This is a genomic window from Aneurinibacillus sp. Ricciae_BoGa-3 (assembly GCF_028421645.1).
In the GTDB taxonomy this organism is placed as follows: Bacteria; Bacillota; Bacilli; order Aneurinibacillales; family Aneurinibacillaceae; genus Aneurinibacillus_B.
The window spans coordinates 3,827,399-3,854,386 of sequence record NZ_CP116887.1 but is presented as its reverse complement, the minus strand read 5'-3'; the positions used below and the strand labels follow the sequence as shown (position 1 = coordinate 3,854,386).

Below are 26,988 nucleotides of genomic sequence, written 5' to 3'. Positions count from 1 at the left end.
GGGGTTTTATTTTGGCGTGGAAAAACATCGCGAGGCAACTGCCGCCTTTGTTTTTCCTTAGCGAGCGTGTGGAACAAAGGGCGAAAAAGACCGTCAACTGTCTCCATCATTGAGATACCCAGATGTTTTGACGGTCCGCCCGTCGAGACACAAAGCGGCCGTGATACTTCTCTGAGGGAAAACAAGAGCGGCAAGGACTCGCGTGTTTTTCCCATTTGAAGTGACACTCTGTTTGCTGTATGGTATAGTAAATGCCGGAATTTATGTGAAATATAACTTGGAGGGGCCGCATGTTCTTATCTCTGCTCGTGCCGGATCTGCACGTGGAATCGGTATATGAAATAGACCTTCATGAATTGAAAGCCCGTGGAATAAAGGGCATAATAACAGATTTGGACAACACGTTAATCGAGTGGAACCGGCCGGATGCAACCCCTAAGCTTGTTCAATGGATGAGAGAAGTAGAGGAGCTCGGGTTCTCCGTTGTTATTGTCTCAAACAACAAACAAACCCGTGTATCGAAGGTTGCCGAACCGCTTGGTGTTCCCTATATTCACCAGGCGAGAAAACCAACATTAGCGGCTTTTCGTGAAGCTACCCGCCGGATGAATCTTTCGGTCGCAGAAACAGTGGTAATAGGCGATCAGTTATTTACGGATGTGCTTGGTGGGCGTCGGATGGGATTCTACACCATCCTTGTGGTTCCGGTCGCCGCAAGCGACGGCATTTTTACCCGGATAAACCGGATGCTTGAAAGAGTGGCGCTGGGATGGCTGAGAAGACGCGGTATGATACCCTGGGAGGATAAACATGAGTGAATTAGATCTGCATTGTGCCGGATGCGGCATTGCGATACAAACGGAAGATAAAACAAAACCAGGCTATGCCCCTGAGAGTTCGCTGGTGAAGGAAACGCCTGTTTGCCAGCGCTGTTACCGGATTAAGCACTATAATGAGGCTTCAACCGTTACGCTAGGAGACGACGAATTTGTCCGAATTTTAAACAGTATTGGACATACCCGCTCGCTCGTTGTGCAGGTCGTTGATCTTTTTGACTTCAATGGAAGCTGGCTGCGTGGCCTTCCCAGATTTGTCGGAGATAATCCGATCTTGCTTGTGGCCAATAAAGTGGACTTGCTGCCCAAAAACGTTAACCGGAATCGTCTGGTGAACTGGCTACGTAAGTCTGCCAGTGACCTTGGGCTCAAGCCGGTAGATGTCGTTTTGGTCAGCGCCCGCTCCGGCGAAGGAGTAGAACGATTGGTCCAGGCGATGGATACGTACCGGAAAAAGCGTGATATTTATATTGTAGGCGTTACGAATGTAGGAAAGTCTTCCTTAATAAACCGCCTTCTCAGCCAGTATGGCGAATCTGAAAAGGAGATTACGACCTCTCAATTTCCAGGCACTACACTGGATGTCATTGAAATACCGCTGGATGAAGGGTCCTCGCTGTATGATACACCAGGTATAATCAACAGGGATCAGATCATTTACCGGGTTACTCCGGAAGAACTAAAGCTAGTGATGCCGTCAAAGCCCTTAAAACCGAAAACGTACCAGCTTAAGGACAAACAGTCGCTTTTCATTGCGGGCCTAGCCAGGGTGGATTTTGTTAAGGGAGAGGATCAGCCGTTTGTCTTCTACATTTCAAATCAGCTGAACATTCATCGCACAAAGCTTGAGCGTGCCGATGAAATTTATGCAAACCATCTGGGTGAGATGCTTTCCCCGCCTGGAAAAGATCAGGCGGATCCAACAGCTAAGCTGGATAAGTTTACATTTAAAGTTCCCGCTGGCAATTATGATCTGGTTATTTCAGGCCTCGGCTGGATCGCACTCCATGGAACAGGCGCAAACGTTGTGGTCCACGTGCCAAAAGGAGTGGCGGTTTCCCTGCGTCCGTCGCTTATCTAAGGTAAAGACAAAGTTATAAAGGGGAGAGGCAATGATGGGGGAAATTGACAGTTGCACCAGACTCACAGGCTTGTTTGGCCACCCGGTTGGGCATTCACTTTCACCGCTTATGCACAACCGTGCTTTTCAGGAATTGGGGCTGCCATATCTATATGCCGCGTTTGATATTGAACCATCTAACATCGCATCTGCTGTAGAGAGCATCCGAGCTCTTGGCTTGCGGGGGGTAAATGTAACGATCCCGCATAAAGTGGCGGTTATGCCGTTCTTGGATGAGATTGACGAGGAAGCACGCCAGATCGGAGCGGTAAATACCATTGTCAACGAGAATGGACGCCTTATTGGGTATAATACAGATGGAAGAGGTTACGTGCAGTCCCTTATAGAAGAAGGAAACATAAATCCGCCGGATGCCCGTGTTCTAATGCTGGGAGCGGGAGGTGCAGCACGGGGAGTTTCACTGGCTCTGCTTAGAGCCGGGGTAGAGCGCGTGGTAATTACAAACCGTACATATGCCAAAGCCGAGCAATTGGCAGTGGAACTCACGCAGCTTTTTCCTGGTCGAGATATCCGATCGATCCCTGTGGAGCAAATTGCTTGCGAAATAAAGGAAAGTACGCTGCTTGTCCAGACGACTTCCATTGGCATGCATCCGGATAATGAAGCCAGCCCGATACCCGCGGAATACCTGCACAGCAGGCTGCTCGTAAGCGATTTAATTTACAATCCGCTGCAGACGCGGATTCAGCGGGATGCGCTGGCTGCAGGTGCCCGCATACACAGCGGTGTTGGCATGTTCATCTACCAGGGCGCCTTAAGTTTTGAATATTGGACCGGCCGCAAGGCACCCGTTCATATAATGAGAGAAGCGGTGCTGGCTTCTCTTACAGCCGATAAGTAATGAGGAGGAAAAATAAATGTTAACAGGCAAACAAAAGCGGCATTTACGGTCGCTGGCCCACCATTTAACACCCATTTTTCAAGTGGGAAAGGGCGGCGTTAATGAGAATTTAATCCGGCAAATCGAGGAAACGCTAGAGGTCCGTGAATTGCTTAAAGTGTCGATCTTAAATAACAATGATGATGATAAAGATGAAGTGGCCAGAGAGCTTGCCGAGGGAGCGGGAGCTGAACTTGTCCAATTAATTGGCAAAACCGTTGTGCTTTACAAAGAATCGAAGGAAAACAAAAGAATTGAGCTGCCCCGTTAAAAAGATCGGATTAATGGGAGGAACGTTCGATCCGGTCCATACCGTCCATCTGATTGCGGCAGACCAGGCCAGAACGAGCCTGGGACTCGATGAAGTCTGGTTTATTCCGGCCCATATTCCACCGCATAAACGGGAGAAGCGTATTACGGACGACAGCCACCGGATAGCCATGCTGAAACTGGCTATCGATAATCATCCGGCTTTCTGTCTATCAACAGTTGAAATCGATACGGCTGAAATGGGGAAACCTTCCTTTACGTATGACACGATGCTATACTTAAACAATCGTTACCCTGATACAGCTTTTTACTTTATTATCGGGGGGGACATGGTCGAATACCTGCACCATTGGAATCGAATTGATGAACTGGTTCAAATGGTTCGTTTTGTGGCCCTCGCAAGGCCAGGCTATTTAATGAAGCACCCATTCGGCGATCGCATCACTGAAGTTGAGATGCCGCAGCTCGATGTTTCTTCTACCATGATCAGAAATTTTGTCTCACAGAGACGTTCCATTCGTTATCTTGTTCCGGAAGCGGTTAGACTATATATAGAGGAGAACGGGTTATATGGATCGTGAAAAGCTATTAGCTGCTGTTAAACAGCAGGTTACCGACCATCGGTACCAGCATATTCTGGGCGTTATGGAGACATCCATTCAGCTGGCCCGCCAGTATGGGGCAAACGAGAAAAAGGCGGAGATCGCTGCCATTTTACATGATTACTGTAAGTTTTGGCCGGAAGACAAGCTGCGCAAAATCATCAAACGCACACCGCAAATTCCCAAGGATCTGCTTGATTACGATAAGGAGCTATGGCATGCACCTGTGGGTGCAGAGGTTGCGAAACAGGAGCTAGGCATCCAGGATGAAAAGATTCTAAATGCGATCCGTTATCATACGTCAGGCCGGGAACGGATGAAGAAGCTTGAGAAGGTCGTTTGCCTGGCTGACTATATTGAACCCAATCGGATTTTCCCCGGAGTAGAGGAGCTGCGGGAATTGGCCAAGCAGGATATGGACGCGGCGCTGATTAAGGCGTTCGGAAATACGATTACGTTTCTTGTCAATCGGGGTAAAAAAGTATATCCGTTAACCGTTATGGCTCGCAACTCGCTGCTTTCTGAAAAAAACGCAATCAGGAGGACTGATTAGATGACCGAACTTGAAATTGCCAAACTGGCTGCCCACGCAGCAGAAGATAAAAAAGCGCACAATGTTGTCCTGTTGGACATTCAGGGACTTTCAATCATTGCGGATTACTTTGTCATATGCCACGGGAACTCAGAAACCCAGGTACAGGCTATAGTTGACAGTATAAAAGATGAAGTGGAGAAAGAAGGTGTGACCATACGCGGCCGTGAAGGGTATGACGAAGCGCGCTGGGTGCTCATCGACCTGGGTGATGTGGTGGTCCACGTTTTCCACCGGGATGAACGGGAATTCTACAACATAGAAAGATTGTGGAAAGATGCACGAACAATCGGCGTCGAGTAATTACCACCAGCTCGCCCGCGTGTACGATCACTTAATGGCCGACGCGCCGTATGCTGAGTGGATGCAGTTTGTGCTGCAGGCGTGGCAGCGTACCGGGCAGAAGCCGGATCACGTGGCTGAGCTAGGCTGTGGGACAGGTTCGCTTACCCGTTATTTGCTTGAAGCAGGCCTGGAAGTATGGGCCGTTGACTTGTCTGCTGATATGCTTGAGGTAGCACGGGAGAAGATTCAGGTAAGCCATCCGGGAGCCCGTGTACATCTCCTGCAGCAGGACATTACCGGGCTTGATTTGGGGACTCGGATGGACAGCGTAGTCAGTTTTTGCGATACGTTGAATTATATAACGGAGTGCGAAGGAATCAGAGCAGTGTTTAACCGGGTTTTCCAGAGCCTTGTTCCCGGCGGCACGTTTTTGTTTGATGTCCATACGCCCTACAAAATCCGCGATGTTTTCGGGGACGAATCCTTTCATTATCAGGATGAAGAAGTAGCATACATATGGGAAAGCAGCTTTTATGAAGAAACAGAAACGGTTAAGCATGACCTCACGCTGTTTGTAAGGGAAAATGATGGGCTGTTCCGCAGGTTTCAGGAAAGCCATCTCCAGCAGTCCTACAACCTCGATGATCTGGCACAATGGCTTGTCGACGAAGGCTTTGAGGTGATCACGGTCACATCTGATTTTTCGGCAGAGCCGGTTGCAGCTGACAGTGAGAGAGCCTTCTTTATAGCCCGTAAACCCGGCTCAGGCAGCGCAGGTTGACATTCGGGCGGCAAGTTCATATAATTCTATATAATTATGGAATAGGAAAGTCTTGACGAGGATTAGTAGCTGAACGAGCGGTGTTTTGCAGAGAGTTAACGGATGGTGCGAGTTAACCGCCGCCTGCAGCGAACTCACCTCTGAACTGACAGTGGGAAACAACGCGTCTACTACTGTCCGTCTTGTCCACGTTAAGGATCAAAGAGTGAGCGCTCAGACAAGCGCTAACTAGGGTGGTACCGCGGGAGATACAAGCCTCTCGTCCCTGGATATTTAAATTCAGGGACGAGAGGCTTTTTTTTGAAACAAAAGTAGATTCTACTTTGAACTGCTAAAGTATTTGTTGCTTAAACGGGACGGAATGGTTCCGGGAATAATGGAGGTTTTGGCAAATGGAAGCGTACAGACCGCACGAGATTGAGCAGAAATGGCAGAAATTTTGGGAAGAAAACAAAGTAAACAAAACAAACGAGAACGATGGGGCTGATAAATTCTACTGCCTGGAGCAGTTTCCGTATCCATCAGGCCGTCTCCACATGGGCCATATGCGCGTATATTCCATCGGGGATGTAATGGCACGCTACAACAGAATGAAAGGGTATCAGGTCCTTCATCCGATGGGATGGGATGCGTTCGGCATGCCGGCAGAAAATGCGGCGATTAAATTCGGTGCTCAGCCGTCCAAATGGACGTATGAGAATATCGACTTCATGCGCGGCCAGCAAAAGCAGCTTGGTGTTAGTTATGACTGGGACCGGGAAATCGCAACCTGCAACCCTGACTATTATAAAATGACCCAGATGCTTTTCCTGCTTTTCTATGAAAAAGGATTAGCCTATCGCAAAAAAGGAGCGGTCAATTGGTGTCCACATGATCAGACCGTGCTTGCCAATGAACAGGTAGAGGATGGCAAATGCTGGCGCTGCGGGACGGAAGTGACGAAACTTGATCTGGAGCAATGGTATTTCAAAATCACCGATTATGCTGATCGTCTCTTAAAAGATCTGGATGGACTAGACGGCTGGCCAGAAAAAGTTAAAACGATGCAGCGCAACTGGATCGGCCGCAGTGAAGGCGCGGAAGTAACGTTTGATCTGCCCGAGCTGGATGAAAAAATAACGGTATTCACCACACGCCCGGATACACTTTATGGTGTTACTTTTATGGTAATCGCTCCTGAACACCCGCTCGTGCCTGAGCTGGCAAAAGGAAAAGAAATGGAATCCGAGGTGCTGGCATTCATCGAGCGCATGAAAAAGGAATCCGACATTAACCGTACTTCTACGGATGCGCCGAAGGAAGGTTTGTTTACCGGTGCATACGCGAAACACCCGCTTACAGGAGAAGATGTGCCGATCTGGATCGCCAACTATGTCTTAATGGATTACGGTACAGGGGCGGTTATGGCTGTTCCGGCACATGATACGCGCGACTTTGCCTTTGCCCGTAAATATAATATTCCGATCAAGGTCGTTATCCAGCCTGAAGGGGAGGAACTTCGGGAAGAGGATATGACCGAAGCGTTTACTGAAGATGGAAAGCTTGTTAATTCTGCTGCATTTAACGGCACACCGAATCGGAAAGCGATCCAGGCATTAAGTGATCATTTGAAGGAAGAGGGCATGGGCGGAAAAACCGTTTCCTACAGGCTGCGCGATTGGTTAGTGTCCCGCCAGCGCTATTGGGGCGCTCCTATTCCAATGGTTTATTGTGACGACTGCGGAATCGTACCTGTTCCGAAAGAACAGTTGCCTGTAATGCTTCCGGAAGACGTGGTCATTGATGGCCATTCCAATCCTCTTGCCAAATCAGAGGAATTCGTGCATACCGATTGCCCGAAATGCGGCAAGCCGGCCCGGCGCGAAACAGACACGATGGATACGTTTATCGATTCGTCCTGGTATTACCTTCGTTTTACCGATCCGAAAAACGATGAGATTCCGTTTGAACCGGCAAAAGCCAATAAATGGCTGCCAGTTGATGAATACATCGGCGGCATTGAGCACGCGATCCTGCATCTGCTTTACTCCCGCTTTTTCACAAAAGTGCTGCATGACGCCGGTATGGTTTCCTTTACCGAACCGTTTAGGAGTCTGCTGACACAGGGAATGGTACTCAAAGACGGCGCTAAAATGTCTAAATCCAAAGGCAACGTGGTCAGTCCGGATGAAATCATCGAAAAATACGGGGCAGATACCGGCCGGCTCTTTATTCTGTTTGCGGCTCCGCCTGATCGCGATCTGGAGTGGAGTGACAGCGGGGTGGAAGGCAGCTTCCGTTTCTTAAACCGCGTATGGAGAATGGTGGATCAGCATCGTGCCCTTTTCAGCAGTGACACGGCTGTTGCACAGGTTTCAGGTGACGCAGAAAAGGATTTGAATCGAACGCTTAATGCCACCATTAAAAAAGTGAGCGAAGATATTGGCGAGCGGCGCCAATTCAACACGGCGATTAGTTCCATCATGGAGCTCGTGAACAAAATTTATGCGTATCCTGAGACGGCGGACAGCGGGATGCTGGCTCTTTCTGTAGAGCGGGTGATTGTCCTGCTTGCGCCATTTGCTCCGCATATTACGGAAGAAATGTGGCGCATGATCGGCCGTGCAGAAAGCGTCCACTTGCAGGACTGGCCAGTGTATGACGAGCGCGCGCTCGTGCTTGATGAAGTGGAAATTGTTGTCCAGATAAACGGTAAAGTTCGTGAAAAGCTTGTGATTGCGGCAAAAGCAACGAGAGAAGAAATGGAAGCCCAGGCGATGGCTGACGTTAAAATTCAGGAATTGCTGGTGGGCAAAACCATACGCAAAGTGATCGCGGTCCCAGGGAAACTGGTTAATATAGTGGTCGGCTAAATTCATGGTAGCCAGTCTGAAGTTTACCGTGGTATAATCGTCACAAGTTTTCAGAATACTAGCTGAGTTAAGTATGGAGGAGAGAAAGATGAGAAGAGTAATGGCTACAGGAATTGCCCTGTCTTTGTTAGTAATGGGTGCTGCCGGGTGCAGCACGGCTGCTGGTACAGCCAAAGACGCCGCATCTCCTGCCGCATCGAATGCGCAGAGCAGTGCGAAAACTGAAAAGCAGGTAAAGGTTGGCGTTACACAGTTAGTCGATCATCCGGCTTTGAATTCGATTCGCCAGGGGATTGTTGATGAACTTGCCGCGCAGGGATATAAAGATAAAGCCAACATGGTGCTGGATTACCAGAATGCGCAGGGGGATATGAGCACCGTAACAACCATTGCCCAGCAGATGGCAACGAATAAGGACGATATTATCATTCCAATTACGACGCCCTCTGCCCAGGCTGTTGTGAATCAAGCAAAAGGGATACCAGTGGTATTCTCAGCTGTTACCGATCCAGTTGCGGCCAAGCTTGTTCCATCCCTGGATAAGCCGTCTCAATATGTGACCGGAACGTCGGACGTATCGCCAATGGACAAACAGGTTGAACTGATTGCACAATTCCTGCCTAAAGTAAAAACTATCGGTGTGATATACAACACCGGGGAGGTTAATTCCGGTGTGCAGGTAAGCATGGTCGAGAAGGCAGCTAAGGCGAAAGGCATTGCGGTTCAAAGAATCGGCATCACCAGTTCAAATGAAGTTAAACAGGGTGCGGAAGCCGCTATGAACAAAGTCGACACGATTCTTGTTCCGGTGGATAACACGGTTGTATCTTCGTTTGAGGCGCTGCTTACTGCGGCAAAAGCATCCAAAAAACCTTTATTCGCCTCCGACAGCGACACGGTTAAGCGCGGAGCCATCGCGACATACGGGATTGACTATTACAAAATGGGCCGACAAACAGGAGCCATGGCGGTTAAGGTGCTGAAAGGTGCTAAACCAGGTTCACTGCCGGTTGAGACGACAAAAGACACGCAGCTGGTTATTAATAAAAAAGCTGTTCAGTCTTTTGGACTCAAAATTCCTGATGCGTTAAAAAGTAAAGCCAAATTTTTAGATTAAAAAAAGAGCTTGTTGCGATCTAAAGTCTTTTCCCATACGGTAAAGACTCGGACCAACAGGCTCTTTTTTTTCGTATAGGCAAGTATATTTTGCTTTAATGTGTTGAAGTACGTTGAGCGATATTTTAAATGGGACCTCCGGTCCCGAAACACCCAAGGAAAACATCGTGAGGCACATGTCCGCACCTTTCTTTCCCCTTATGGAGCGTGTGGAACAGAGGGCGAAAAAGACCGGCAAACTGTCTCCATCATTGAGATACCCAGATGTTTTTGCCGGTTCGACCGTCGTTCCACAAAGCTGCCGTCAAAGCTTCTATGAGGGGGAAGGAGAGAGCGGCGTGGCCCGCGATGTTTTTCATGCATTACAGATTTGATTTTGCAAAGGCATGGGTAACTTCTTCGATATCTGTCTTAAACTTCTGGTGGGTGGCTTCAATGAGTCTTTCAAATGTTTGATCGGTTGTTTTGTCCAAAACCTCAAGCCCTATCCCCGTAACGCCGCCCGGAACGCAAACCTTTTCCTGAAGGGCGGGCAGTGTATACCGGCCTTCCTCCAACAATTTTCCCAGACCGATCAGCATCTCTGTAATCATTGAAGTTGCCTGATCTTTGGAAATATTCGTTTCCTTCACAGCACAGTCAATGTAGCGCTGTACTAAGAAACTAAAGAAAGCGGGGCCACAGCTGACAAGGTCGGATGAAATACGTGTGATGTCTTCATTTATTTCGATAGGCTTGCTAATGGTGGAAAACAAGCGAAGGAGGATCTGTTTGTCAGAGGCATCGATCCGGCTGCCAAAAGTTATCAGCGAAGCTCCGCTGCAGGCGGAATTCGTAATGCTTGGTATAATCCGGGCTGCTTTGGCATGCGAATGCCGCTCAAGCATAGCGGGTCCGATGGAGCTTGTTATCGAAAGTACGATTTTACCAGGTGTTAAGCTTTCGCTTATCTCATCAAGAACCACGGGATAATCATGAGGTTTTACACAGAGAAACAGAATGGATGCTTCTCGTGCAGCATTTTTGTTGTGTGAAACTTTTAATTCAGTAAATTTGTTTGCGAGCCGTTCAAGCTTTTCTGGTGTGCGGTTTGAAGCGATTATTTGGGAGGGATGAATCGCACCTGATTCAATGAGCGATTCAATCAAAATGGTCCCCATATTTCCGGTGCCAATGAAAGCGTATTGCATCGAGTAAGCCCTCTCTTTCTTCCCTTCTTTAATAAGCCGCAGACTGAAGAAAGAATAGCAGTGCGGCATAAACATTGCGTTATTACGTAAGCCTATGCCGCGGGAGGAGAATTTAGTATACAGTTATTTCCATTTATGATAAAATGGAAAAAAAAGTAAAAATCAATTTACATGTATCATAAAGTTACACGTATCATAAGTCTGCCGCCTATCGCTGAAGCGACTGGTCAGCCAAATGACATGGCATTAACGGCTGGCCTCGCGGATCATATCAACCGTCACATGTCTGCGTGGCGGCAGATGATGGCGGGCTGCCAGTTGGTTAATCTGCTCTGTCACATTATTGATTTCTGTCACGTTAATTTCTTTTCCTGCACGGCACTGTTGAATAGCCTGCTCGATTCTTACTTCACGCATTGCATCAAGTTTACGATACAGAAGGATGTATTCTGCCTGCCGGGATGAGTGTTCTGTTATCGCATGATGGACGCTCATTTTTGTCAACTCCTTTTCGAAAAGCATAATGTAGTATAACAAAATTATAGGGAAACGAAAATAAAACCACAAGTGAGGAGGGTTGCGGAGATGATAATAGTCAGGTTGGTGACATTGTGGCAGGAGAAGAAAAAATGGGTGATTGCAATGGGAACAGCCTTGTTGTTCGCCGCAAGTCTGCTTTATTATTTCTCCGGAAACGGACAGCAGGAGATGATACCGCTAGATGCCACTGGAATTAAGGAACCCCATAATACTGTAAAGCCAGCCCATGCTTCTCCGGGGGATCCGATAAAGTTGCAGCAGACCGCAGCCTCACCGGGCATCCATAGCCGCGATGGGGGAACTGCAAAGGCGGTTCAGGGGGCTAAAAAAATTGTTGTCGATATTAAGGGAGCCGTGGTTCACCCGGGAGTGTATACGGTTGAAGCGAATGCGAGGCTTTTCCAACTAATCGGCCTGGCAGGAGGACTGCTTACGCAGGCGGATGCCAAACAGGTGAATGAAGCTGCACCATTACAGGATGGTTCACTTGTGTACATACCTATCAAGGGCGAGGCATACATAGGTCCTTCATCAGCTTCCCAGCAGGGCAGCGGCACGGGGAGATCTGGCAATGGATCATCCGAAGCAGCGGGTGCTTTACAGGGTGCGGGTGCAGAAGCTCCTATTAACCTCAACCGGGCTTCTCTGGATGAACTGCAAAAAATACCGGGCATAGGACCCAGCAGGGCAGCTTCTATTCTACAGTACAGACAGGAACATAACGGTTTTAAGACGGTCGATGATCTGCGCCAAATATCCGGGATCGGACCGAAGACGCTGGAGAAGCTGAGGCCAAAAGTGTGCGTGCAATAGGAAATATTCGAATTAAGTTGACAGGTAGGAATAGTGTGGCTATAATCGTACTCAACAACAATGATTTCGATCAGCTGAGAGAACATGAAACACGAAGCACCACGAATAAAATAGATTCTCTTATCCAGAGAGGCGGAGGGACTGGCCCTGAGAAGCCCGGCAACCGGCAGCATGCTGCGTGGTGCTAATTCCAGCAAAGCAATGCTTTGGAAGATGAGAGCGATGTGACATACCGAGTATGGAACCTCTTCTTTCAAACAGAAGAGGTTTTTATTTATCCTCATCGACCTGCTAAAATCATACTGGGAGGAACAAGAACATGTCAGAAGAAAGAAAATTGAAATTTGAAACCATTTGCCTGCATGGCGGGCAGGAAGTAGATCCGACTACGATGTCGCGCGCTGTACCACTCTACCAAACAAGCTCGTATGTTTTTAAGGATACAGACCATGCAGCTAATTTGTTTGCGCTTAAAGAATTTGGCAATATTTATACCCGCATTATGAATCCAACGCAGGATACGTTTGAACAGCGGATTGCGCAGCTCGAAGGCGGAGTAGGTGCGCTTGCTGTATCCTCTGGGCTATCAGCTATTACGTTTTCGATTCTAAATATTGCAGGTGCGGGTGACGAAATTGTAGCCTCCAGCAACCTATACGGTGGCACGTATAACCTATTTGTTCATACACTTGGCAAGCTTGGTATTAAGGTTACGCTCGTAGATCCGTCCGATCCGGAGAATTTCCGGGCTGCTGTTACAGATAAAACAAAAGCGTTCTTCACAGAAACAATCGGCAATCCGCGCATTGATGTAGTGGATCTGGAGAAAATCGCTGACGCTGCCCATGAGAACGGTGTGCCGCTTATCGTGGATAATACGTTTGCTACCCCTTATCTGTGCCGCCCGATTGAATTCGGGGCTGACATCGTTGTTCACTCCGCTACCAAATTTATCGGCGGGCACGGAACTTCGATTGGCGGGGTCATTGTCGATGGAGGCAATTTCGACTGGCGCAATGGAAAGTTCCCTGGATTAAGCGAACCGGATCCAAGCTACCATGGGATTGTATATACGGAAGCAGTCGGCAGCCTGGCATATATTATTAAGGCACGCGTTCAACTTCTGCGTGATATCGGTGCCGCCGTTTCCCCGTTCAACTCATGGCTGTTTATACAAGGGCTTGAAACCCTGCACCTTCGCATGGAACGTCATGTAGAGAACGCTGAAAAAGTGGCGAAATTCCTCGAGGAGAATGAACTGGTGACATGGGTGAACTATCCGGGCCTGGCCAGCAGCGAGTATTATGAGCTGGCTCAGAAGTATCTGCCCAAAGGCGCAGGCTCTATTTTCACATTTGGCATAAAAGGCGGCCTGGAGGAAGGCAAGAAATTTATCAACAGCGTAAAACTCCTCTCGCATCTCGCCAATGTAGGGGATGCGAAATCCCTGGTGATTCATCCTGCCAGCACGACCCACCAGCAGCTGAGTGAAGAGCAGCAAGTATCCGCAGGCGTAACTCCAGATATGATTCGCCTGTCCATAGGTATCGAAAATGTGGATGATATCATAGCAGACTTAGATCAGGCTCTTAAAGCTAGCCAGTTGGCATCCGTTTAAATTGCGTTTCAATTAGCTGTCCGCCATACACATACAGTATTATAAAACAAGGGCCACTGCGCCCTTGTTTTTCTTGCTTATTGCTCTATATCGGACGTTTGGTACCAAAAATGTTTTTCTAGTGTTATAAGATAATAAGGTGTGTATATGACTAAAGGAAAAGAGGAGATAGTCTGTGTCTAAAAGAAAATCATGGGACGAATACTTTATGGATTTAGCACATATGGCAGCCACCCGCTCTACATGCCCGCGGCGCCATGTGGGAGCTGTACTAATCCGCGACCATAAAGTTTTGGGTACCGCTTATAACGGCAGCCCGAGCGAAACACCTTCCTGCGAAGATGAAGGGTGCATGGTGCAGGATTATTATGAGCCGGATGAGCGTGGCGAAATCAGCCGGAAACAGCGATGTATAAGGGCGATTCACGCCGAGCAGAATTTATTTTTGTTTACGGATCAGGCAGACAGGCAAGGTGCAACTTTATATGTCACAGACCAGCCCTGCTGGACGTGCGCTAACATGATCGCCAACAGCGGCATAGCGAGTGTCGTGTACCACCGGCCCTACCGGAAGGACTTTACAAAAGTTGCGGCCCTGTTGGCGGCAAAGAACATACAGTTCAGGCAGCTTGATTCTTATGAGCCGCCGCAGGGGATTAAAGAAAAAGTGATAGAGTGAAAGTTTTTAAAAAAAGGCGCATCGTATTGGTATGGAATGCTGAAAACGGGGTAAAGATGTAGCAAGAAGGAAAACTTCTGAACTACTAACGAGGTGATTTCTATGCATTCAAATATAGCTACTATTCGTGGTGTTTGTGATAATTTTCAGGCGCCACAGGAGCGATTCGATGACGTATATCGTGTAGTGGAAGAAGCGAAGTCACGGAGTGAAATTACAGTTGAAGAGAAGAAAACCATGCAGGGTACACTACTCCTTGGTTTTTATTCGGAACATGGCGTATTCCGACTGGTTGTGCAGGCAGGTCTGCCAATCAAAGGACGTTTATATGTAAATGGCATCACGGAAGAAGAGATGGCCACAAACCCGCTTATCCGGTTATTTTATGGTTCTGTCTATTTAATGGGGGCATCCGGCATGCTCCGTCTATATGAAGAGGGATTGAGCAAAGACATTCACTTCCGCGAAGGAAGAATTTTCGAAAGTGATGGATTTGGGGAAGAAAAGGAACTTGCTAACATTCTGGTGGACCAGTATATTGACCAACAGATTGTAGAAGGCCGGATTAATCTCTTGTTAGAAAAATTAAATGAGTGCATGGATGCGCCTGCCGGAATTCCAGATGCATTTGTGATAAAAGAAGAGCTTTCCAGCTTATCTGAACAATTAAACGAGCTCCAGGGTTTTTAAAAAGGGAGAAAATTACTTCTTCCTTTTTTTGTGTTTTTCCTTTACTATTTGGTAAAAGAAATAATTACCAATATATGTAAAAGGAGAGGACGATGTGAAGTGGCGTCCGTTATTTTGGTCTGGTGTTTGTTTGTTGGGCGGGCTGGCGTATGGGTCTTTGGCAGGTGGAAGAAGCCTGTTAGGGTTATCGCTTCTGCTGATACCGGCCATCTTGTTACCTTTGACCGCGTGGAAGCGAATTTCCCTGAGAGGCCCGATAATCGGGGGAGTCTGTTTTTTTATAATCGGAGCCGCACAGTATGCATGGACGGAAATACATAACACAAGCGAGTTGGCTGCCGGGCAGGTACAATTCCTGGGCAGAGTCGATGACCAACCGGATTTTGACGGAAATCGGTGCAGGGTTACACTGGTTGTTTCCTCTATTGATGGGAAAACCTTAAAAACCCCTGAGAAAGTTCGTGCTACCCTTTACTTCGAGCATATGCAGCAAAAAACCATGGCAGAACAGAGTCTTTCCTATAACTGCCAATTGACAGGTGGAATGGTTTTATCGTCTCCTGGGACGCCGTCCAATCCGGGCGCACTTGACTATCCCGTTTATCTTCATTACCAGCATATCCATTGGGTTGGCCAAATAACCGATTTTGGGTCGCTGGCTTATCGGCCTGGAATACAGGGAGTTACCGGAGCTATGCTTTCTCTGAAAAAGTGGCTGATTGGCAGGATTGATCGGTTGTTCTCACCTGACACAGCCGGGTTAATATCGGGGCTTCTCCTAGGTGCTGCAAATGAAATTGACCCGGAGAGTTATGCCCGGCTTTCGTCCCTCGGCCTGGCCCACATCCTAGCCGTTTCGGGGCACAACATTACGCTTGTTGTTGCAGGGCTTCTCTATTTGCTTCGGCTTATAGGAGTCACAAAGCAGCGCTCCTACCTGGCAGCCGCCGTGATTCTGCCTCTTTATGTCCTCCTGACGGGGGCAGGGCCTTCCTCTGTCAGGGCGATGATTATGGGGGAGATGGTTCTTTTGGCCTTTCTGTTTGGCTTATACAGGGACGGACTCAATATAATTGGTGCAGCCTTCATTGGCATGGCCATGTATAATCCTTACATTATCCACTCTATTAGTTTTCAGCTATCTTTTGTGGTTTCAGTGGGGCTGCTCGTTCTGGTTCCAGGGCTAAACCAAAGAATAATGGTTCGCTATAAGCCCGTTAAAGAGAACATCTCAGTCACTGCTGCAGCAACAATGGTCTCTTTTCCACTTAGTGTTTACTATTTTCACCTGTTCTCTTTTTTATCCCCGTTGATTAACTTTTTGTTCGTACCTTTCTTTAGCGTAGTTATTATTCCCACAGCAGCTTCGGCGCTGCTTCTGTCATGCATCCACCGTTCGCTTGGCCTGCTGTTGGCCAGGTCTTTAGATTCTGTGCTTATGCCTGCCCTGCATTTTTTATATCATGTCGAGGCCTGCAAACTATTTATTTTTGCGTTTCGTTCCCCCTCTCTGTTCTGGTTTTTGCTCTATTGTCTAGCGATCATCTTTTTTGGCTTGTTAATGTATGGTAAAATAAAATGTAACTGGAAAATGGGTGTTATCTGCTTTTTAACTTTCACCACTCTTTTATTTCTCTTATTTGGGCCTAAGTGGCTGAAAAGGGAGACAATTGTCACTTTTCTTGATGTTGGTCAGGGTGATACAGTTGTAATCGAAACACCTAAAGAGGTTGTTGTGATAGATAGCGGCGGTCTGGCTTCCATTGTAGAAGACTGGAAACAAGTCCGCGATCCTTATCTGCCAGCTAAGAATGTGCTCATACCTTTTTTGCTGTACAGGGGAATTGATGCTATAGACCTGCTTGTTATGACACACGGAGATGCTGACCATGTAGGGGGCGTTCCGTATTTGCTCAGGCATATGCCTGTTAGAAGGATTTTAGAGAACGGGATGACTGCGAAAACAGAGCTGGAAAAAGAGATTGTCAAAACCATTACTGAATATCATCTTCCCGTTTCCATTGCCAGGGAGGGACAGGTTATAGCGGACTCAACTGACAATCATTGGTCCATTCTCAACCCGCCTTATGGGAAGGCAGAATTGGATGGCGACAGCAGCAAAAATGATAATTCGGTCGTTCTTCTGCTGAATGCGTTTGGCCGTCGTTTTTTGTTTACTGGCGACCTGGAGAGGAACGGAGAGGAGCGGCTGCTAACTGAAGGGGATGGCGTGGGTAAAGTCGATGTGCTGAAGGTAGGACACCACGGCAGCCGCTCGTCGACGAACCAACAATGGCTTGACAGGCTGCAGCCGAATGTGTCTGTTGTCTCTGTCGGCAGGAAGAACAGGTATGGCCATCCGGCTCCAGAAGTCATACAAAGACTGGTTAAAACAGGAAGTCTGGCCATTCGGACTGACGAGCATGGTGCGGTAATGGTGACGGCAGGACGCAATCGGTTCTCCTGCATGGTAATGAAATGATACAGGTAGGTAATAATTGGAATTATATTCACAGGGTGAACTCGTACATAAATTATCCCGAAACACCGATAAATTCTTTATTGCAGTGCAACATTTTATTTGTACCTAGCGTCTAATGGTACGAGAGGGGAGGCAAGGGCGTGGTCGATGCTAATTTAATACGCGCCGCCCAGAATGGGGACCGAGAATCTCTCGTGAGGCTTTTAGAGACGATTGAGAGTTCTGTATACCGAACTGCTTTTTATGTGCTTGGTAATGAACAGGATGCGCTGGATGCCTCTCAGGAAGCGCTAATCCGTATATATACAAAGATCGATACATACCAGGAGAAAGCAAAATTCTCAACCTGGGTGCAGCGAATTGTTACGAACGTGTGCATAGATAAATTTAGACGGAAGAAAGAGACGGTTTCAATCGAGCAGAATGAACTTGTGCTGTACGCTTTCCAGAATGTTGAACAGGAAGTGGAGCGCGCAGGAATGTTCGAAGAAGTGCGCCGGGCGATTAATGAACTGCCTGAGCAGCATCGGACCGTGGTTATTCTTCGGTATTTGCAGGATTTATCATACAATGAAATAGCGGAAATTTTAAATATGCCGTTGAATACCGTAAAATCTTATTTGTACAGGGCCAGGCAGCAGCTTCAGGAACTTCTGCACGAATATCAGAAAGGTGGTGTATAGGGTGAGATGTGAAGAATCATACGAATGTATGCAGCGGGATCTGGATAATGATTTAAATTCTACTGAGAGACGGGCTCTGCTCCAGCACCTGTCCAAATGCCCGGATTGCTCCTTACTTTACGGAAGGCTGCAGCATATATCCGGCCGTCTCGAGCAGCTCCCTATGGTTGAACCACCGTTTAGCATAGTTCAATCCATCATGCCTGAGCTTGACCGAATTGACATAGAGCGAGCAGCTTCTACTTGGACGGAGCAGGCTGCCTCAGTGGTTCCTTTTACAACCGACAAACAACCTGCTAATAAAGAAAGGAAAGTTCGCTTATACCGCTCGCTGGGCGGTGTGGCTGCCGCAGGGATTTTGCTGTCTGCCGTTATTTATGGGATGGAAAACAAGTCCATGCATGAGTCTGCTTTAACGGTAGGTTCGTCTTTTGCCCAGCAGGACACGGGAACAAAAAGTACGACCACTGGTACAAAAGAGGTCAGACCCCCTGCGCAGAACAGTGTAGGACCGGCTGAGGAACCAGCGGCTGGTGCTGCAACAGCTGACGCGCAGAATAAGAAGGCTCTTCCTCCGGTTCCCGGCGGAACAATGGTGGCCAAAGGCCCTGATGCATCTGCAAGCCATGCACAGACAGGCTCATCGCCCGCTAATGAGGTCCAGCAGCAAACCACGAAGCCATCTGCTGGCAACAGCAAACAGAGCCCAGCACAGGGTTCACAGGCACAGCCGCAGAATCAGGCACCGGTAGCAGGCAGCAAGAGTGATAATCAGTCTTCTTCGCAGTCATCTGCTAAAGACCAGCCAAAAAAACAGGAGAATTCCTCTCCGGCACTTGTTGCGTCTGATAACAACAATACTCAGCCACCAGCCCCTGCTAATAAGGCGGGTGCGACGGTTGCAGAAGGCAGTGTAGCAGCTCTTGATAAGCCACGCGCCGGCCGTTATTCCATTGCTGGGTTTGCGGCACCGGAGGCATCTGCACCGAATCAGGATAAAGCAGGTTACCGTCCGCCGGGAATTCCCTCCTCGGACGAGAAATATTTTGTAAGTGAAAGCGACCATCAGCTGCTTATACGGGATAAAGACGGAAAAATTACATTTGCAACACATGTATGGCCGGAAACATACAAAGTGAATTATCACTGGATTTCTGGAAGGATTGTTGAGTATACGCTTGATAGCGGAGACGGCAAGGCTCCACCGGATATTTGGTTAATTGATATGGATAACAATACAGAGCGGCCAATTTATAATAAATAAGAACCTTTTTAACGGCAGTGCGTATGATGTATCAACAACAGCTTAATCGTTCATCATCCGGCAAGGGCCCAGTCGGAACTGAACGTTTACATATACGCACACCCCCTCAAAAAAACCGTGGCGGATCGTCATGGTTTTTTTGATCGTATAAGACTTCTATGCCGCTTTGCGGCACCACAGAGGATGAAAATAGGGTTTCATGTCAATTCTGGTACTACGGCTGGCGAAGGTAGGTCGTATTTTCTTGGTGTTACGAACCCGTGTATAAGACGGACCACAACGACCCGGTGCACCACGGAATGTTACTCCTTTTTCGGAAGTATGTAGGGTAGATTAATCCCTTTGTGGTTGTTGCACCAGCCTTTAAATTATGTAAGCCGTAGGGAGATTTATGTATGGAAGTTTTACACAGCCATTGTTGTGGGCTAGACGTGCATAAAAAGAGCATCACTGCCTGTACCATTACCCCAGATGGAAAGGAAATTCGTACGTTTGCCACAATGACTCGGAACTTAGTGGAATTGGTAGATTGGATCAAGTCTAAAGATTGTACTCATGTTGCAATGGAAAGTACAGGTGATTACTGGAAGCCCGTTTTTAACCTCTAGAACTTGAAGATCTTCAACCCATTGTCGTGAATGCTCAGCATATTAAATCAGTACCAGGGCGAAAAACAGATGTAAAAGATTCGGAATGGATAGCCCGTCTCTTACGCCATGGTCTAGTTACAGGAAGTTATATACCCAGCCGTGAGCAACGAGAGTTGCGAGAAATCATTCGGTATCGCCGCAGTATGGTTGAAGAACGAACGAGAGAAGTCAACCGCCTCCAAAAGGTACTTGAAGGTGGGAATATTAAGCTTTCCTCTGTACTTCCAACGTGTTAGGTGTATCAGGACGGATGATGCTGGAAGCCATTATTCAAGGAGAAACTGATGTAACTGTATTGGCAGATATGGCACAAAAGAGATTAAAAAATAAAAAAGATGAGCTTAAACTTGCGTTGGAAGGCAACTTAGGACGCCATCAAATCATCATGTTTGAAAAAAAGCAATTAGAGCATATTGATTATTCAAATGGACTCATCCAGGAATTGGATGATGAGATTGATTTACGTATGGAGCCATGTACAGAAGAAATCCAGTTGTTGGACACTATTCCTGGGGTAAATAAACGGACTGCCCAACTAATTTTGGCGGAGGTTGGAACAGATATGTCACGGTTCCCAACTGCTGGTCATTTATGCTCTTGGGCAGGGATGACTCCTGGTCACGATGAGAGTGCAGGGAAGAAAAGGTCTGCTAAAACGCGTAAAGGAAATAAAAAGCTGCGCAGTGCCTTGGTGGAATCGGCACGTGCAGCAGCCAAAAAGAAGGAAACTTATTTAGCGTCTCAATACCATCGCATTGCAGCCCGTCGGGGAAAAAATCGAGCAGCAATATCAGTGGGACATACCATCTTACGAATTGTCTATCTCATGTTAACAAGGAAACAAGCGTACATTGAGCTAAGTGCCGATTATTATGACAAGCGTAAGAAAGACATCCTGATAAAGAGTACACAAAAAGGCTAGAATCGCTAGGACTTACAGTTGAAATCCGAGAACAATCTGCCTAATCCTAGAAGCCTATGTTAAATCCAAAACGATACCCCACTTTAAAAAAGAAAGAAGTGAGGGTTTAATTTCATTGCCCAAAAACCCGTGTAACTCATACTGGGGATTTATATTTTCAGGGTAGAAAGTATATTTCGCCTTGAACGATTCTTAAATGGGACCTCCGGTCCCGAAACACCCAAGAAAAACATCGTGAGGCGCATGTCCGCACCTTTCTTTCCCCAGGGGAGCGTGTGGAACAGAGGACGGAAAAGACCGGCAACTGTCTCCATCGTTGAGATACCCAGATGTTGCACCTAAACGGTATAAAGGAATCTAAGGCCATTGCCTGCGCTTACGCTTGCCACTGACCAAGATTACCTAATGCCGGTCCGTCCGTCGTTCCACAAAGCGGCCGTAAAAACTTCTATGAGGGGAAAGGAGAGAGCGGCATGGCCCGCGATGTTTTTCTCATTGCTTTACCGTTAACATCCGGCTTCGGTATAATGGGTATTGAGGTGACACTATGGATGTTCGGCAGATGACCCGTGAGATCAAACAGGGGCAAATAGCGCCTGTTTATGTGTTTTATGGACGGGAACAATATTTAATGGATGAATGCATTCGTCTGATAGAAGAGCAGGTAATTGAAGAAGCCAGCCGTGATTTTAACTACAGTACGTTCGACCTTAGGGAAACACCGATACAAATCGCCCTTCAGGATGCGGAGACTTTTCCATTTATGGGAGACAAGCGATTAGTGCGGGCTCATCGGGCCCTGTTTCTGACGGGCACGAAGACAAGAGAAACCGTGGAGCATGATCTAGAAGCGCTCCTTGCTTATGTTACGAATCCCCCGGACTACACTGTTCTTATTCTGGAAGTGCCGGAAGAGAAGCTGGATGAAAGAAAAAAAGTGGTCAAAGCGCTCAAAACCAATGCGGCTTTGGTTGCGTTTGAACCCTTAAAGGACATGGCGCTCCTGGAATGGGTTGCGGACAGAGCGAAGAAATACGGGGTAAGCATAGAGGCACAGGCGGCTCAGGAGCTGGTTACGATGGCGGGAAGTGACCTGCGCCAACTCAGCCAGGAAATTGAGAAGATGGGGCTATACGCAGGCCGTGAAGGCGTAATAACAGCTGACATTGTGAACCTGCTGGGCAGCCGGCAGATTGAACAAGATGTATTCAGGCTTATTGATAAGGTGGCGCACCTGAAACTTGAGGAAGCCATGCGGCTTTTCTATGATTTGCAGTTGAATAAAGAAGAACCGTTAAAAATTCTTTCTCTGCTCGCCAGACAGTTTCGCATTCTGCTGCAGGTAAAGACACTGCAGCCTAAAGGTTATTCACCGCAGCAGATCGCCCAGACGATTGGTATCCACCCCTACGCGGCCAAGCTGGCATCCCAGCAGGCAGGCGCCTTCAGCGAGCGTTCCCTGCGGCGGATTCTACAGCGAATGGCGGAAGAAGATTACCGCATTAAGACTGGACAGATTGACAAAACACTCTCCCTGGAGCTGCTTATTATGGGAATGAAAGATTCCATAACCGCCTCTTAAATATAGCAAAAAGAAAAAGCGACCTTTGTGGTCGCTTTTTCTCAATATGAATGCATTCATATATTGTTATGCGGACAAGCCGTTTACCTTTTTAGCCAGGCGGGATTTCTTGCGGGCAGCTGCATTTTTATGCATTAATCCTTTGGTTACAGCCTTGTCCAGACGTTTGCTAGCTTCTTTAAGAGCAGCTTTCGCGTTTTCAATGCTGCCAGTGGCAATCGCTGTTTCTACTCCTTTTACAGCTGTACGAAGAGCAGATTTCTGAGCAGCACGGTGTGCGCGACGTTTTTCAATTGTTTTAGTACGCTTAATCGCAGATTTAATATTTGGCATTAGATTCACCTCCTTGGTGCATCCGTTACTTTCAAAGTGAACAAAGAAGATTTTAACATGCACTGGGCATGTTTGCAAGAATGTTTTTTAGAATAAAGGGAAAATCAAGTGGACACGATGAAAACGAGGTGACATCATGAGTAAAAAACTTGATTTGAGCAAATATGCGGTTCGTACGGATCTCGCGCTGGAAGCAAGAGAATTAGCGGCTGAAAAAGCAGGCCCAGGCGAAGTAAAAGGAGTAAAATTTCACACAGAAGAGGATCATGGGATGACCGTATCCCGGATTGAAGTACTCAATGAGGAAGGGGCGCAGTTTATCGGAAAACTGCCGGGCCGTTACCTGACGATTGAAGTGCCAGGTCTGCGTACGCAGGATACGAACCTGCAGGACAGAGTGACGCGCCGTTTTGCACGCGAATTATTCGTATATATAAAGGAAATGGGATTGCCTGATGATGCAAGTGCACTGGTGGTAGGCCTTGGCAACTGGAATGTAACACCGGATGCGGTAGGCCCCATGGTCGTCGAGAACATTCTTGTTACCCGCCATCTTTTTCAACTCATGCCCGACGCGGTAGAAGAAGGCTACCGGCCGGTGAGCGCGGTATCTCCGGGTGTACTTGGTATTACTGGAATCGAAACAAGCGAAATTGTGTACGGTGTTGTAGATAAAACAAAGCCAGATTTTGTCATCGCGGTAGATGCTCTCGCTTCTCGTGCGCTCGAGCGGGTTAACACCACCATACAAATCTCGGATACGGGCATCAGTCCTGGATCCGGTGTTGGCAATAAACGCAAACCACTTAACAAAGAAACGCTGGGCATACCGGTTATCGCGGTTGGCATTCCAACGGTGGTGGACGCTGCAACCATCGTCCATGATTCGATTACCTATTTGCTTGGCCATCTTGGGCGCCAGGTGAACGAAGCGCGCAATCCGAAACCTTCTGGCCGCTTACTTCCAAAAGGGTTTTCACTGCCGGGCAAGGTTAAGAAGTATACCGAGAAAGATATGCCGAGCGAGCAGGACCGTAAAATGTTGCTGGGGATTGTCGGGGAACTGGATGAGGACAAGAAGCGCCAGCTCATTCACGAAGTGCTGGCGCCGCTGGGGCACAATCTGATCGTTACGCCTAAGGAAGTAGATGACTATGTGGAAGATATTGCAAATGTGGTAGCAAGCGGACTTAATGCCGCGCTCCACGCCGCTATCGATATGGATAACGTGTCCGCGTATACGCATTAATTTTCTGTTCTATCCCGCCTGTTACTTTCATACGCTTTTATAGGGCGTGTAAAGGGCTCACCTAAGGGACAACCTTTAAAAGTTACTAAGGCAGGGAAAGGAAGGAGTTGCAATGCGCGGCAAATATCAGGGCTTTGTTGTCAATCTAAACGGTGCAAATGTTGAACGAATTTTTATCGTACTTTCTCTGGGCACCGCGGTTATGTTTATCTTGGTCGGCCTCCTGTTTGCATCCAAAGCAGGGAAGGGACTGGCATCCGAACAAGTCAGCAAGCTGAGTGTTTCTATGTCAAGCGGCATACTATCACACGCTTTAGAATACGAGATTCCCTATTTCAACTCCGGCGCGAAAGATGAGCTATCCAATAAAAATCTTGCCAGTTTTGCTTTTGAACTTGTTACAGGCGTTAATCCGGACGATGCGCGTACGTTCCTCGGGCACGAACTGCCTGGTTTTGACCTGTTCGATACGACGGTACTTGTTGCCGGAAAAGATGTAGGGCTTACAGATATTCCGGTGGAGTCTTCACCGCCGCCTGAAGTGTTAAAGGGCAATGCTGTTCCAGCCACGCCGTCGCCGCCAATAATGACGACGAAAGGCAAGAAAGTTGTTTTTCTCTACAACACGCATGACCGGGAATCTTTTTTGCCAGAACTGCCGATAAGTTATACGCATAATGAACCAAACCGGGCGATGAGCACGCAGATTAACGTAACGAATATCAGTCGCCGGATAGCCCAATCATTGGAGAAGCGAGGATTGGGCGCCGAATATAGCACGGTGGACTATACGGGTATCCTGGAGCGGGAGAACCGCCCTTATTCCTTATCTTACGCGGAGTCGCTCAAAACGCTAAAACAAGTGCTTGCCTCTAACCACGATGTGCGTTACTTGATTGACATTCACCGTGACTCGCTGCGCAGGGGCTCTACAACCGCTACGATCAACGGAAAAACATACGCACGCGTCAACTTTGTGATGGGGATGCAAAACAAGAACTGGGAGCTCAACGAAAAGCTTGCTTTAAAGATTAATGACTGTATTGAAAAAAAATATCCGGGTATTTCCAAAGGCATATTTGGGAAGAATCGTGGCGATGCTGAATACAATCAATCCGTTTCACCCAATGTAATCCTCATTGAGGTGGGCGGTGTGGATAACACGATGGAAGAGTGTTACCGAACGGCTGATGCTATCGCGGATGCCGTCGCTACCGTGTATTGGGACGCTGAAAAGGCGAACGGAAAAAGCACGCCAAAATAATCCTAAAGAGAGAGGAAGCCTGGATGAAACTCACTGTCCAATTTTTTTTACTGGTCGGGATGCTGTTTGTTGGGGTCATGTGGGGGATTAATATGGCGGAGAACGGGATCCAGCGGATTGAAGGAAACCCGCATCCATCCGCGCAGGCTTTTCAAATCAAAAAGATTAGCGGCGGCAAAGTAGAGATGGAAGTATTGGGACGGCAGATAGGCAGTGACAGTCCGTTATTTAAAGGCCAGCCTGAAAACTGGCTAACCAATACGGGAACCGGCCTTCGCAGTTGGTTTGTGGTAAACACGCGAAAAGGGCTCGAATGGGTCATGAAAAAGTTGTGACCCATTGTCTTCCCCCTAGCGTTCCAAATAAGAACCCGCAGTTATCCGCACTCCCCTGGGGAGCGGTATCTGCGGGTTTTTTTGCAAAGAAGGAATTCTTTCGCTCTGTGCGGAAGTTTTGTTATGAGACTAAGGGGAGTTATGATCCCCTAATCGGAGGAATGATTGGACGAATGGATAATGAGCGATTATATACGATTCTAGATGATATGAACGGCAGTGGTTTGGATGGTGTGCTGCTTACCTCCCCTATATCGGTTGCCTACTTTACCGGGTTTGTCTGTGACCCGCATGAGCGATTCCTCGGGCTGTGGGTTGGCCAGGACGGAGAGACTGCCCTGTTTCTCCCTTCTCTGGAAAAAGACAATGCAGCGGCCGCATTAGCAGGCTCGGACCTCTCCATTGTGCCGATTTCCGACACGGATGACCCCTATCAGGTGCTGCGCACAACGCGAATCAAGCAAGCTAAAAAAATCGCCGTAGAAAAGGACCACCTGCGCTTGAGCCAGGCGGAAAAGCTCCAGGCCGCCCTGGGAGAGGTGCATTTGTTTGATATCGGAGCAACCATTGCCAGGCTGCGCAACCGAAAAGCAGACTGGGAAGTAGACAGAATGAAAGAAGCGGTGCGGATTATTGAAGAAGTGATGGAAGAAGGGATTAAGCGGGTTAAGTTAGGCATGACCGAAGTTGAGCTGGTTGCAGAATTGGAATATCTCATGAAGGAAAAAGGAGCGGATGAGCCGTCATTTGGTACAACGGTTCTGGCCGGCAAGAATTCAGCGCTTCCGCATGGGACGCCTGGCACCACGAAAATCGAAAAGGGCGGATTTTTGCTCATTGACATGGGTGTGTTTAAAGACGGCTACTGCTCGGATATTACGCGCACATTTGCAGTGGGAGAACCAACGGATGAAATGAAAAAGATATACGAAGCCGTACAGCATGCCGTCGAAGCTGCGACGAATGCGGTTAAAGTAGGAAGGCCGCTGGCGGAAGTCGACCGTGCCGCACGCGGCGTCATTGAGAAAGCTGGATATGGCGAGTATTTTACACACCGGGTTGGGCATGGGCTCGGTCTGGAAATACACGAATATCCTTCTGTGCACGGGGAGAACCAGGATGTAATCGAGGCGGGCATGACATTTACAATTGAACCTGGCATTTATGTGCCGGGTGTAGGCGGAGTCCGCATTGAAGACGATATTTATGTGACGGAAGCCGGTGCGCAAACGCTTATGACGTTTCCGAAATCGCTCACGATCCTGTAAGAATAAATTGCTGATACACTCCCTGCCTGATATAATAGTAACTAGTGCATTTTTGTCCTCCTGGGAGGTTT

At 47.8% G+C, this 26,988-nt stretch carries 26 protein-coding genes, 1 pseudogene, 1 riboswitch and 1 other annotated feature; of the genes and pseudogenes, 24 read left to right on the top strand and 3 right to left on the bottom strand.

Annotated elements, in window-relative coordinates; genetic code table 11:
• Window positions 1-290 precede the first annotated feature (290 nt).
• From PP175_RS19600 to PP175_RS19550, 11 genes are all read left to right on the top strand, one after another.
• Window positions 291-818, top strand: a complete 528-nt coding sequence (locus PP175_RS19600) for a YqeG family HAD IIIA-type phosphatase (RefSeq protein ID WP_272439920.1) — start codon at window positions 291-293, stop codon at window positions 816-818.
• Complete coding sequence (yqeH, locus tag PP175_RS19595) at window positions 811-1,917, top strand: ribosome biogenesis GTPase YqeH (protein ID WP_272439919.1); 1,107 nt, start codon at window positions 811-813, stop codon at window positions 1,915-1,917. Before PP175_RS19600 ends, yqeH begins: the two co-directional genes overlap by 8 nt.
• A gap of 31 nt (window positions 1,918-1,948) precedes the next feature.
• The gene (locus PP175_RS19590) at window positions 1,949-2,818 is read left to right on the top strand and encodes a shikimate dehydrogenase (protein WP_442870391.1); all 870 of its coding nucleotides are present in this window, start codon (window positions 1,949-1,951) and stop codon (window positions 2,816-2,818) included.
• A 16-nt stretch (window positions 2,819-2,834) separates the two neighbouring features.
• Window positions 2,835-3,128, top strand: a complete 294-nt coding sequence (gene yhbY / locus PP175_RS19585; protein ID WP_272439918.1) for a ribosome assembly RNA-binding protein YhbY — start codon at window positions 2,835-2,837, stop codon at window positions 3,126-3,128.
• Window positions 3,112-3,708, top strand: coding sequence for a nicotinate-nucleotide adenylyltransferase (locus PP175_RS19580; protein WP_272439917.1), 597 nt, complete (start codon window positions 3,112-3,114; stop codon window positions 3,706-3,708). The genes yhbY and PP175_RS19580 overlap by 17 nt, the downstream gene beginning before the upstream one ends.
• A complete protein-coding gene (gene yqeK, locus PP175_RS19575; RefSeq protein ID WP_272439916.1) occupies window positions 3,698-4,282 on the top strand; it encodes a bis(5'-nucleosyl)-tetraphosphatase (symmetrical) YqeK in 585 nt (194 codons plus the stop codon). The genes PP175_RS19580 and yqeK overlap by 11 nt, the downstream gene beginning before the upstream one ends.
• Window positions 4,283-4,624 carry a ribosome silencing factor gene (gene rsfS, locus PP175_RS19570; RefSeq protein WP_272439915.1) on the top strand — a complete coding sequence of 114 codons (342 nt, stop codon included), beginning with the start codon at window positions 4,283-4,285 and terminating at the stop codon, window positions 4,622-4,624.
• Window positions 4,599-5,387, top strand: coding sequence for a class I SAM-dependent DNA methyltransferase (locus PP175_RS19565; protein WP_272439914.1), 789 nt, complete (start codon window positions 4,599-4,601; stop codon window positions 5,385-5,387). Before rsfS ends, PP175_RS19565 begins: the two co-directional genes overlap by 26 nt.
• 43 nt (window positions 5,388-5,430) lie before the next feature.
• Window positions 5,431-5,657: a binding site (T-box leader), on the top strand.
• A 122-nt stretch (window positions 5,658-5,779) separates the two neighbouring features.
• The gene (gene leuS / locus PP175_RS19560) at window positions 5,780-8,239 is read left to right on the top strand and encodes a leucine--tRNA ligase (protein WP_272439913.1); all 2,460 of its coding nucleotides are present in this window, start codon (window positions 5,780-5,782) and stop codon (window positions 8,237-8,239) included.
• 88 nt (window positions 8,240-8,327) lie between these two features.
• The gene (locus PP175_RS19555) at window positions 8,328-9,356 is read left to right on the top strand and encodes an ABC transporter substrate-binding protein (RefSeq protein WP_272439912.1); all 1,029 of its coding nucleotides are present in this window, start codon (window positions 8,328-8,330) and stop codon (window positions 9,354-9,356) included.
• Window positions 9,357-9,468: 112 nt separating this feature from the next.
• Window positions 9,469-9,729, top strand: coding sequence for a hypothetical protein (locus PP175_RS19550; RefSeq protein ID WP_272439911.1), 261 nt, complete (start codon window positions 9,469-9,471; stop codon window positions 9,727-9,729).
• Here the strand turns inward: PP175_RS19550 and comER are convergent.
• On the bottom strand, window positions 9,718-10,545 hold the full coding sequence (comER, locus tag PP175_RS19545) for a late competence protein ComER (RefSeq protein WP_272439910.1): 828 nt from the start codon (window positions 10,543-10,545) through the stop codon (window positions 9,718-9,720). The genes PP175_RS19550 and comER overlap by 12 nt on opposite strands.
• Window positions 10,546-10,791: 246 nt before the next feature.
• The gene (locus tag PP175_RS19540; protein WP_272439909.1) at window positions 10,792-11,040 is read right to left on the bottom strand and encodes a DUF2533 family protein; all 249 of its coding nucleotides are present in this window, start codon (window positions 11,038-11,040) and stop codon (window positions 10,792-10,794) included.
• 90 nt (window positions 11,041-11,130) lie between these two features.
• On the opposite strand from PP175_RS19540, the gene PP175_RS19535 reads away from it, so the two are divergent.
• The 9 genes and pseudogenes from PP175_RS19535 to holA all read left to right on the top strand — a co-directional run bounded on the left by PP175_RS19535 (window position 11,131) and on the right by holA (window position 22,468).
• Window positions 11,131-11,898 (top strand): helix-hairpin-helix domain-containing protein, encoded by a 768-nt coding sequence (locus PP175_RS19535; protein ID WP_272439908.1) that lies wholly within the window; start codon window positions 11,131-11,133, stop codon window positions 11,896-11,898.
• Between the two features lie 117 nt (window positions 11,899-12,015).
• A riboswitch (SAM riboswitch) is annotated at window positions 12,016-12,118 on the top strand.
• 99 nt (window positions 12,119-12,217) lie between these two features.
• Complete coding sequence (locus tag PP175_RS19530) at window positions 12,218-13,516, top strand: homocysteine synthase (RefSeq protein ID WP_272439907.1); 1,299 nt, start codon at window positions 12,218-12,220, stop codon at window positions 13,514-13,516.
• 175 nt (window positions 13,517-13,691) lie between these two features.
• Window positions 13,692-14,195 (top strand): deoxycytidylate deaminase, encoded by a 504-nt coding sequence (locus tag PP175_RS19525; protein WP_272439906.1) that lies wholly within the window; start codon window positions 13,692-13,694, stop codon window positions 14,193-14,195.
• Between the two features lie 102 nt (window positions 14,196-14,297).
• Entirely contained in the window at window positions 14,298-14,885 is a 588-nt protein-coding gene (locus PP175_RS19520) for a hypothetical protein (protein ID WP_272439905.1), read from the top strand.
• A 94-nt stretch (window positions 14,886-14,979) separates the two neighbouring features.
• Window positions 14,980-17,367, top strand: a complete 2,388-nt coding sequence (locus tag PP175_RS19515) for a DNA internalization-related competence protein ComEC/Rec2 (RefSeq protein WP_272439904.1) — start codon at window positions 14,980-14,982, stop codon at window positions 17,365-17,367.
• Between the two features lie 140 nt (window positions 17,368-17,507).
• Window positions 17,508-18,050 carry an RNA polymerase sigma factor gene (locus PP175_RS19510; protein WP_272439903.1) on the top strand — a complete coding sequence of 181 codons (543 nt, stop codon included), beginning with the start codon at window positions 17,508-17,510 and terminating at the stop codon, window positions 18,048-18,050.
• Between the two features lies 1 nt (window position 18,051).
• Window positions 18,052-19,314, top strand: coding sequence for an anti-sigma factor family protein (locus PP175_RS19505; protein ID WP_272439902.1), 1,263 nt, complete (start codon window positions 18,052-18,054; stop codon window positions 19,312-19,314).
• 395 nt (window positions 19,315-19,709) lie between these two features.
• Window positions 19,710-20,930, top strand: a pseudogene (locus tag PP175_RS19500) (IS110 family transposase).
• A 503-nt stretch (window positions 20,931-21,433) separates the two neighbouring features.
• A complete protein-coding gene (holA, locus tag PP175_RS19495; protein ID WP_272439901.1) occupies window positions 21,434-22,468 on the top strand; it encodes a DNA polymerase III subunit delta in 1,035 nt (344 codons plus the stop codon).
• A 66-nt stretch (window positions 22,469-22,534) separates the two neighbouring features.
• On the opposite strand, the gene rpsT is transcribed toward holA, so the two are convergent.
• Window positions 22,535-22,801 carry a 30S ribosomal protein S20 gene (gene rpsT / locus PP175_RS19490; protein ID WP_272439900.1) on the bottom strand — a complete coding sequence of 89 codons (267 nt, stop codon included), beginning with the start codon at window positions 22,799-22,801 and terminating at the stop codon, window positions 22,535-22,537.
• 136 nt (window positions 22,802-22,937) lie between these two features.
• On the opposite strand from rpsT, the gene gpr reads away from it, so the two are divergent.
• The 4 genes from gpr to PP175_RS19470 all read left to right on the top strand — a co-directional run bounded on the left by gpr (window position 22,938) and on the right by PP175_RS19470 (window position 26,917).
• Window positions 22,938-24,050 (top strand): GPR endopeptidase, encoded by a 1,113-nt coding sequence (gene gpr, locus PP175_RS19485; protein WP_272439899.1) that lies wholly within the window; start codon window positions 22,938-22,940, stop codon window positions 24,048-24,050.
• Window positions 24,051-24,162: 112 nt separating this feature from the next.
• Entirely contained in the window at window positions 24,163-25,314 is a 1,152-nt protein-coding gene (gene spoIIP / locus PP175_RS19480; RefSeq protein ID WP_272439898.1) for a stage II sporulation protein P, read from the top strand.
• A 23-nt stretch (window positions 25,315-25,337) separates the two neighbouring features.
• A complete protein-coding gene (locus tag PP175_RS19475; RefSeq protein WP_272439897.1) occupies window positions 25,338-25,649 on the top strand; it encodes a DUF3679 domain-containing protein in 312 nt (103 codons plus the stop codon).
• Between the two features lie 161 nt (window positions 25,650-25,810).
• Entirely contained in the window at window positions 25,811-26,917 is a 1,107-nt protein-coding gene (locus PP175_RS19470) for a M24 family metallopeptidase (RefSeq protein WP_272439896.1), read from the top strand.
• Window positions 26,918-26,988 lie beyond the last annotated feature (71 nt).

Coding starts and splice junctions, on each gene's coding strand:
- PP175_RS19600 (WP_272439920.1), top strand. CDS start 291: ATGTTCTTATCTCTGCTCGTGCCGGATCTGCACGTGGAATCGGTATAT.
- yqeH (WP_272439919.1), top strand. CDS start 811: ATGAGTGAATTAGATCTGCATTGTGCCGGATGCGGCATTGCGATACAA.
- PP175_RS19590 (WP_442870391.1), top strand. CDS start 1,949: ATGATGGGGGAAATTGACAGTTGCACCAGACTCACAGGCTTGTTTGGC.
- yhbY (WP_272439918.1), top strand. CDS start 2,835: ATGTTAACAGGCAAACAAAAGCGGCATTTACGGTCGCTGGCCCACCAT.
- yqeK (WP_272439916.1), top strand. CDS start 3,698: ATGGATCGTGAAAAGCTATTAGCTGCTGTTAAACAGCAGGTTACCGAC.
- rsfS (WP_272439915.1), top strand. CDS start 4,283: ATGACCGAACTTGAAATTGCCAAACTGGCTGCCCACGCAGCAGAAGAT.
- PP175_RS19565 (WP_272439914.1), top strand. CDS start 4,599: ATGCACGAACAATCGGCGTCGAGTAATTACCACCAGCTCGCCCGCGTG.
- leuS (WP_272439913.1), top strand. CDS start 5,780: ATGGAAGCGTACAGACCGCACGAGATTGAGCAGAAATGGCAGAAATTT.
- PP175_RS19555 (WP_272439912.1), top strand. CDS start 8,328: ATGAGAAGAGTAATGGCTACAGGAATTGCCCTGTCTTTGTTAGTAATG.
- comER (WP_272439910.1), bottom strand. CDS start 10,545: ATGCAATACGCTTTCATTGGCACCGGAAATATGGGGACCATTTTGATT.
- PP175_RS19540 (WP_272439909.1), bottom strand. CDS start 11,040: ATGAGCGTCCATCATGCGATAACAGAACACTCATCCCGGCAGGCAGAA.
- PP175_RS19535 (WP_272439908.1), top strand. CDS start 11,131: ATGATAATAGTCAGGTTGGTGACATTGTGGCAGGAGAAGAAAAAATGG.
- PP175_RS19530 (WP_272439907.1), top strand. CDS start 12,218: ATGTCAGAAGAAAGAAAATTGAAATTTGAAACCATTTGCCTGCATGGC.
- PP175_RS19520 (WP_272439905.1), top strand. CDS start 14,298: ATGCATTCAAATATAGCTACTATTCGTGGTGTTTGTGATAATTTTCAG.
- holA (WP_272439901.1), top strand. CDS start 21,434: ATGGATGTTCGGCAGATGACCCGTGAGATCAAACAGGGGCAAATAGCG.
- rpsT (WP_272439900.1), bottom strand. CDS start 22,801: ATGCCAAATATTAAATCTGCGATTAAGCGTACTAAAACAATTGAAAAA.
- gpr (WP_272439899.1), top strand. CDS start 22,938: ATGAGTAAAAAACTTGATTTGAGCAAATATGCGGTTCGTACGGATCTC.
- spoIIP (WP_272439898.1), top strand. CDS start 24,163: ATGCGCGGCAAATATCAGGGCTTTGTTGTCAATCTAAACGGTGCAAAT.
- PP175_RS19475 (WP_272439897.1), top strand. CDS start 25,338: ATGAAACTCACTGTCCAATTTTTTTTACTGGTCGGGATGCTGTTTGTT.
- PP175_RS19470 (WP_272439896.1), top strand. CDS start 25,811: ATGATTGGACGAATGGATAATGAGCGATTATATACGATTCTAGATGAT.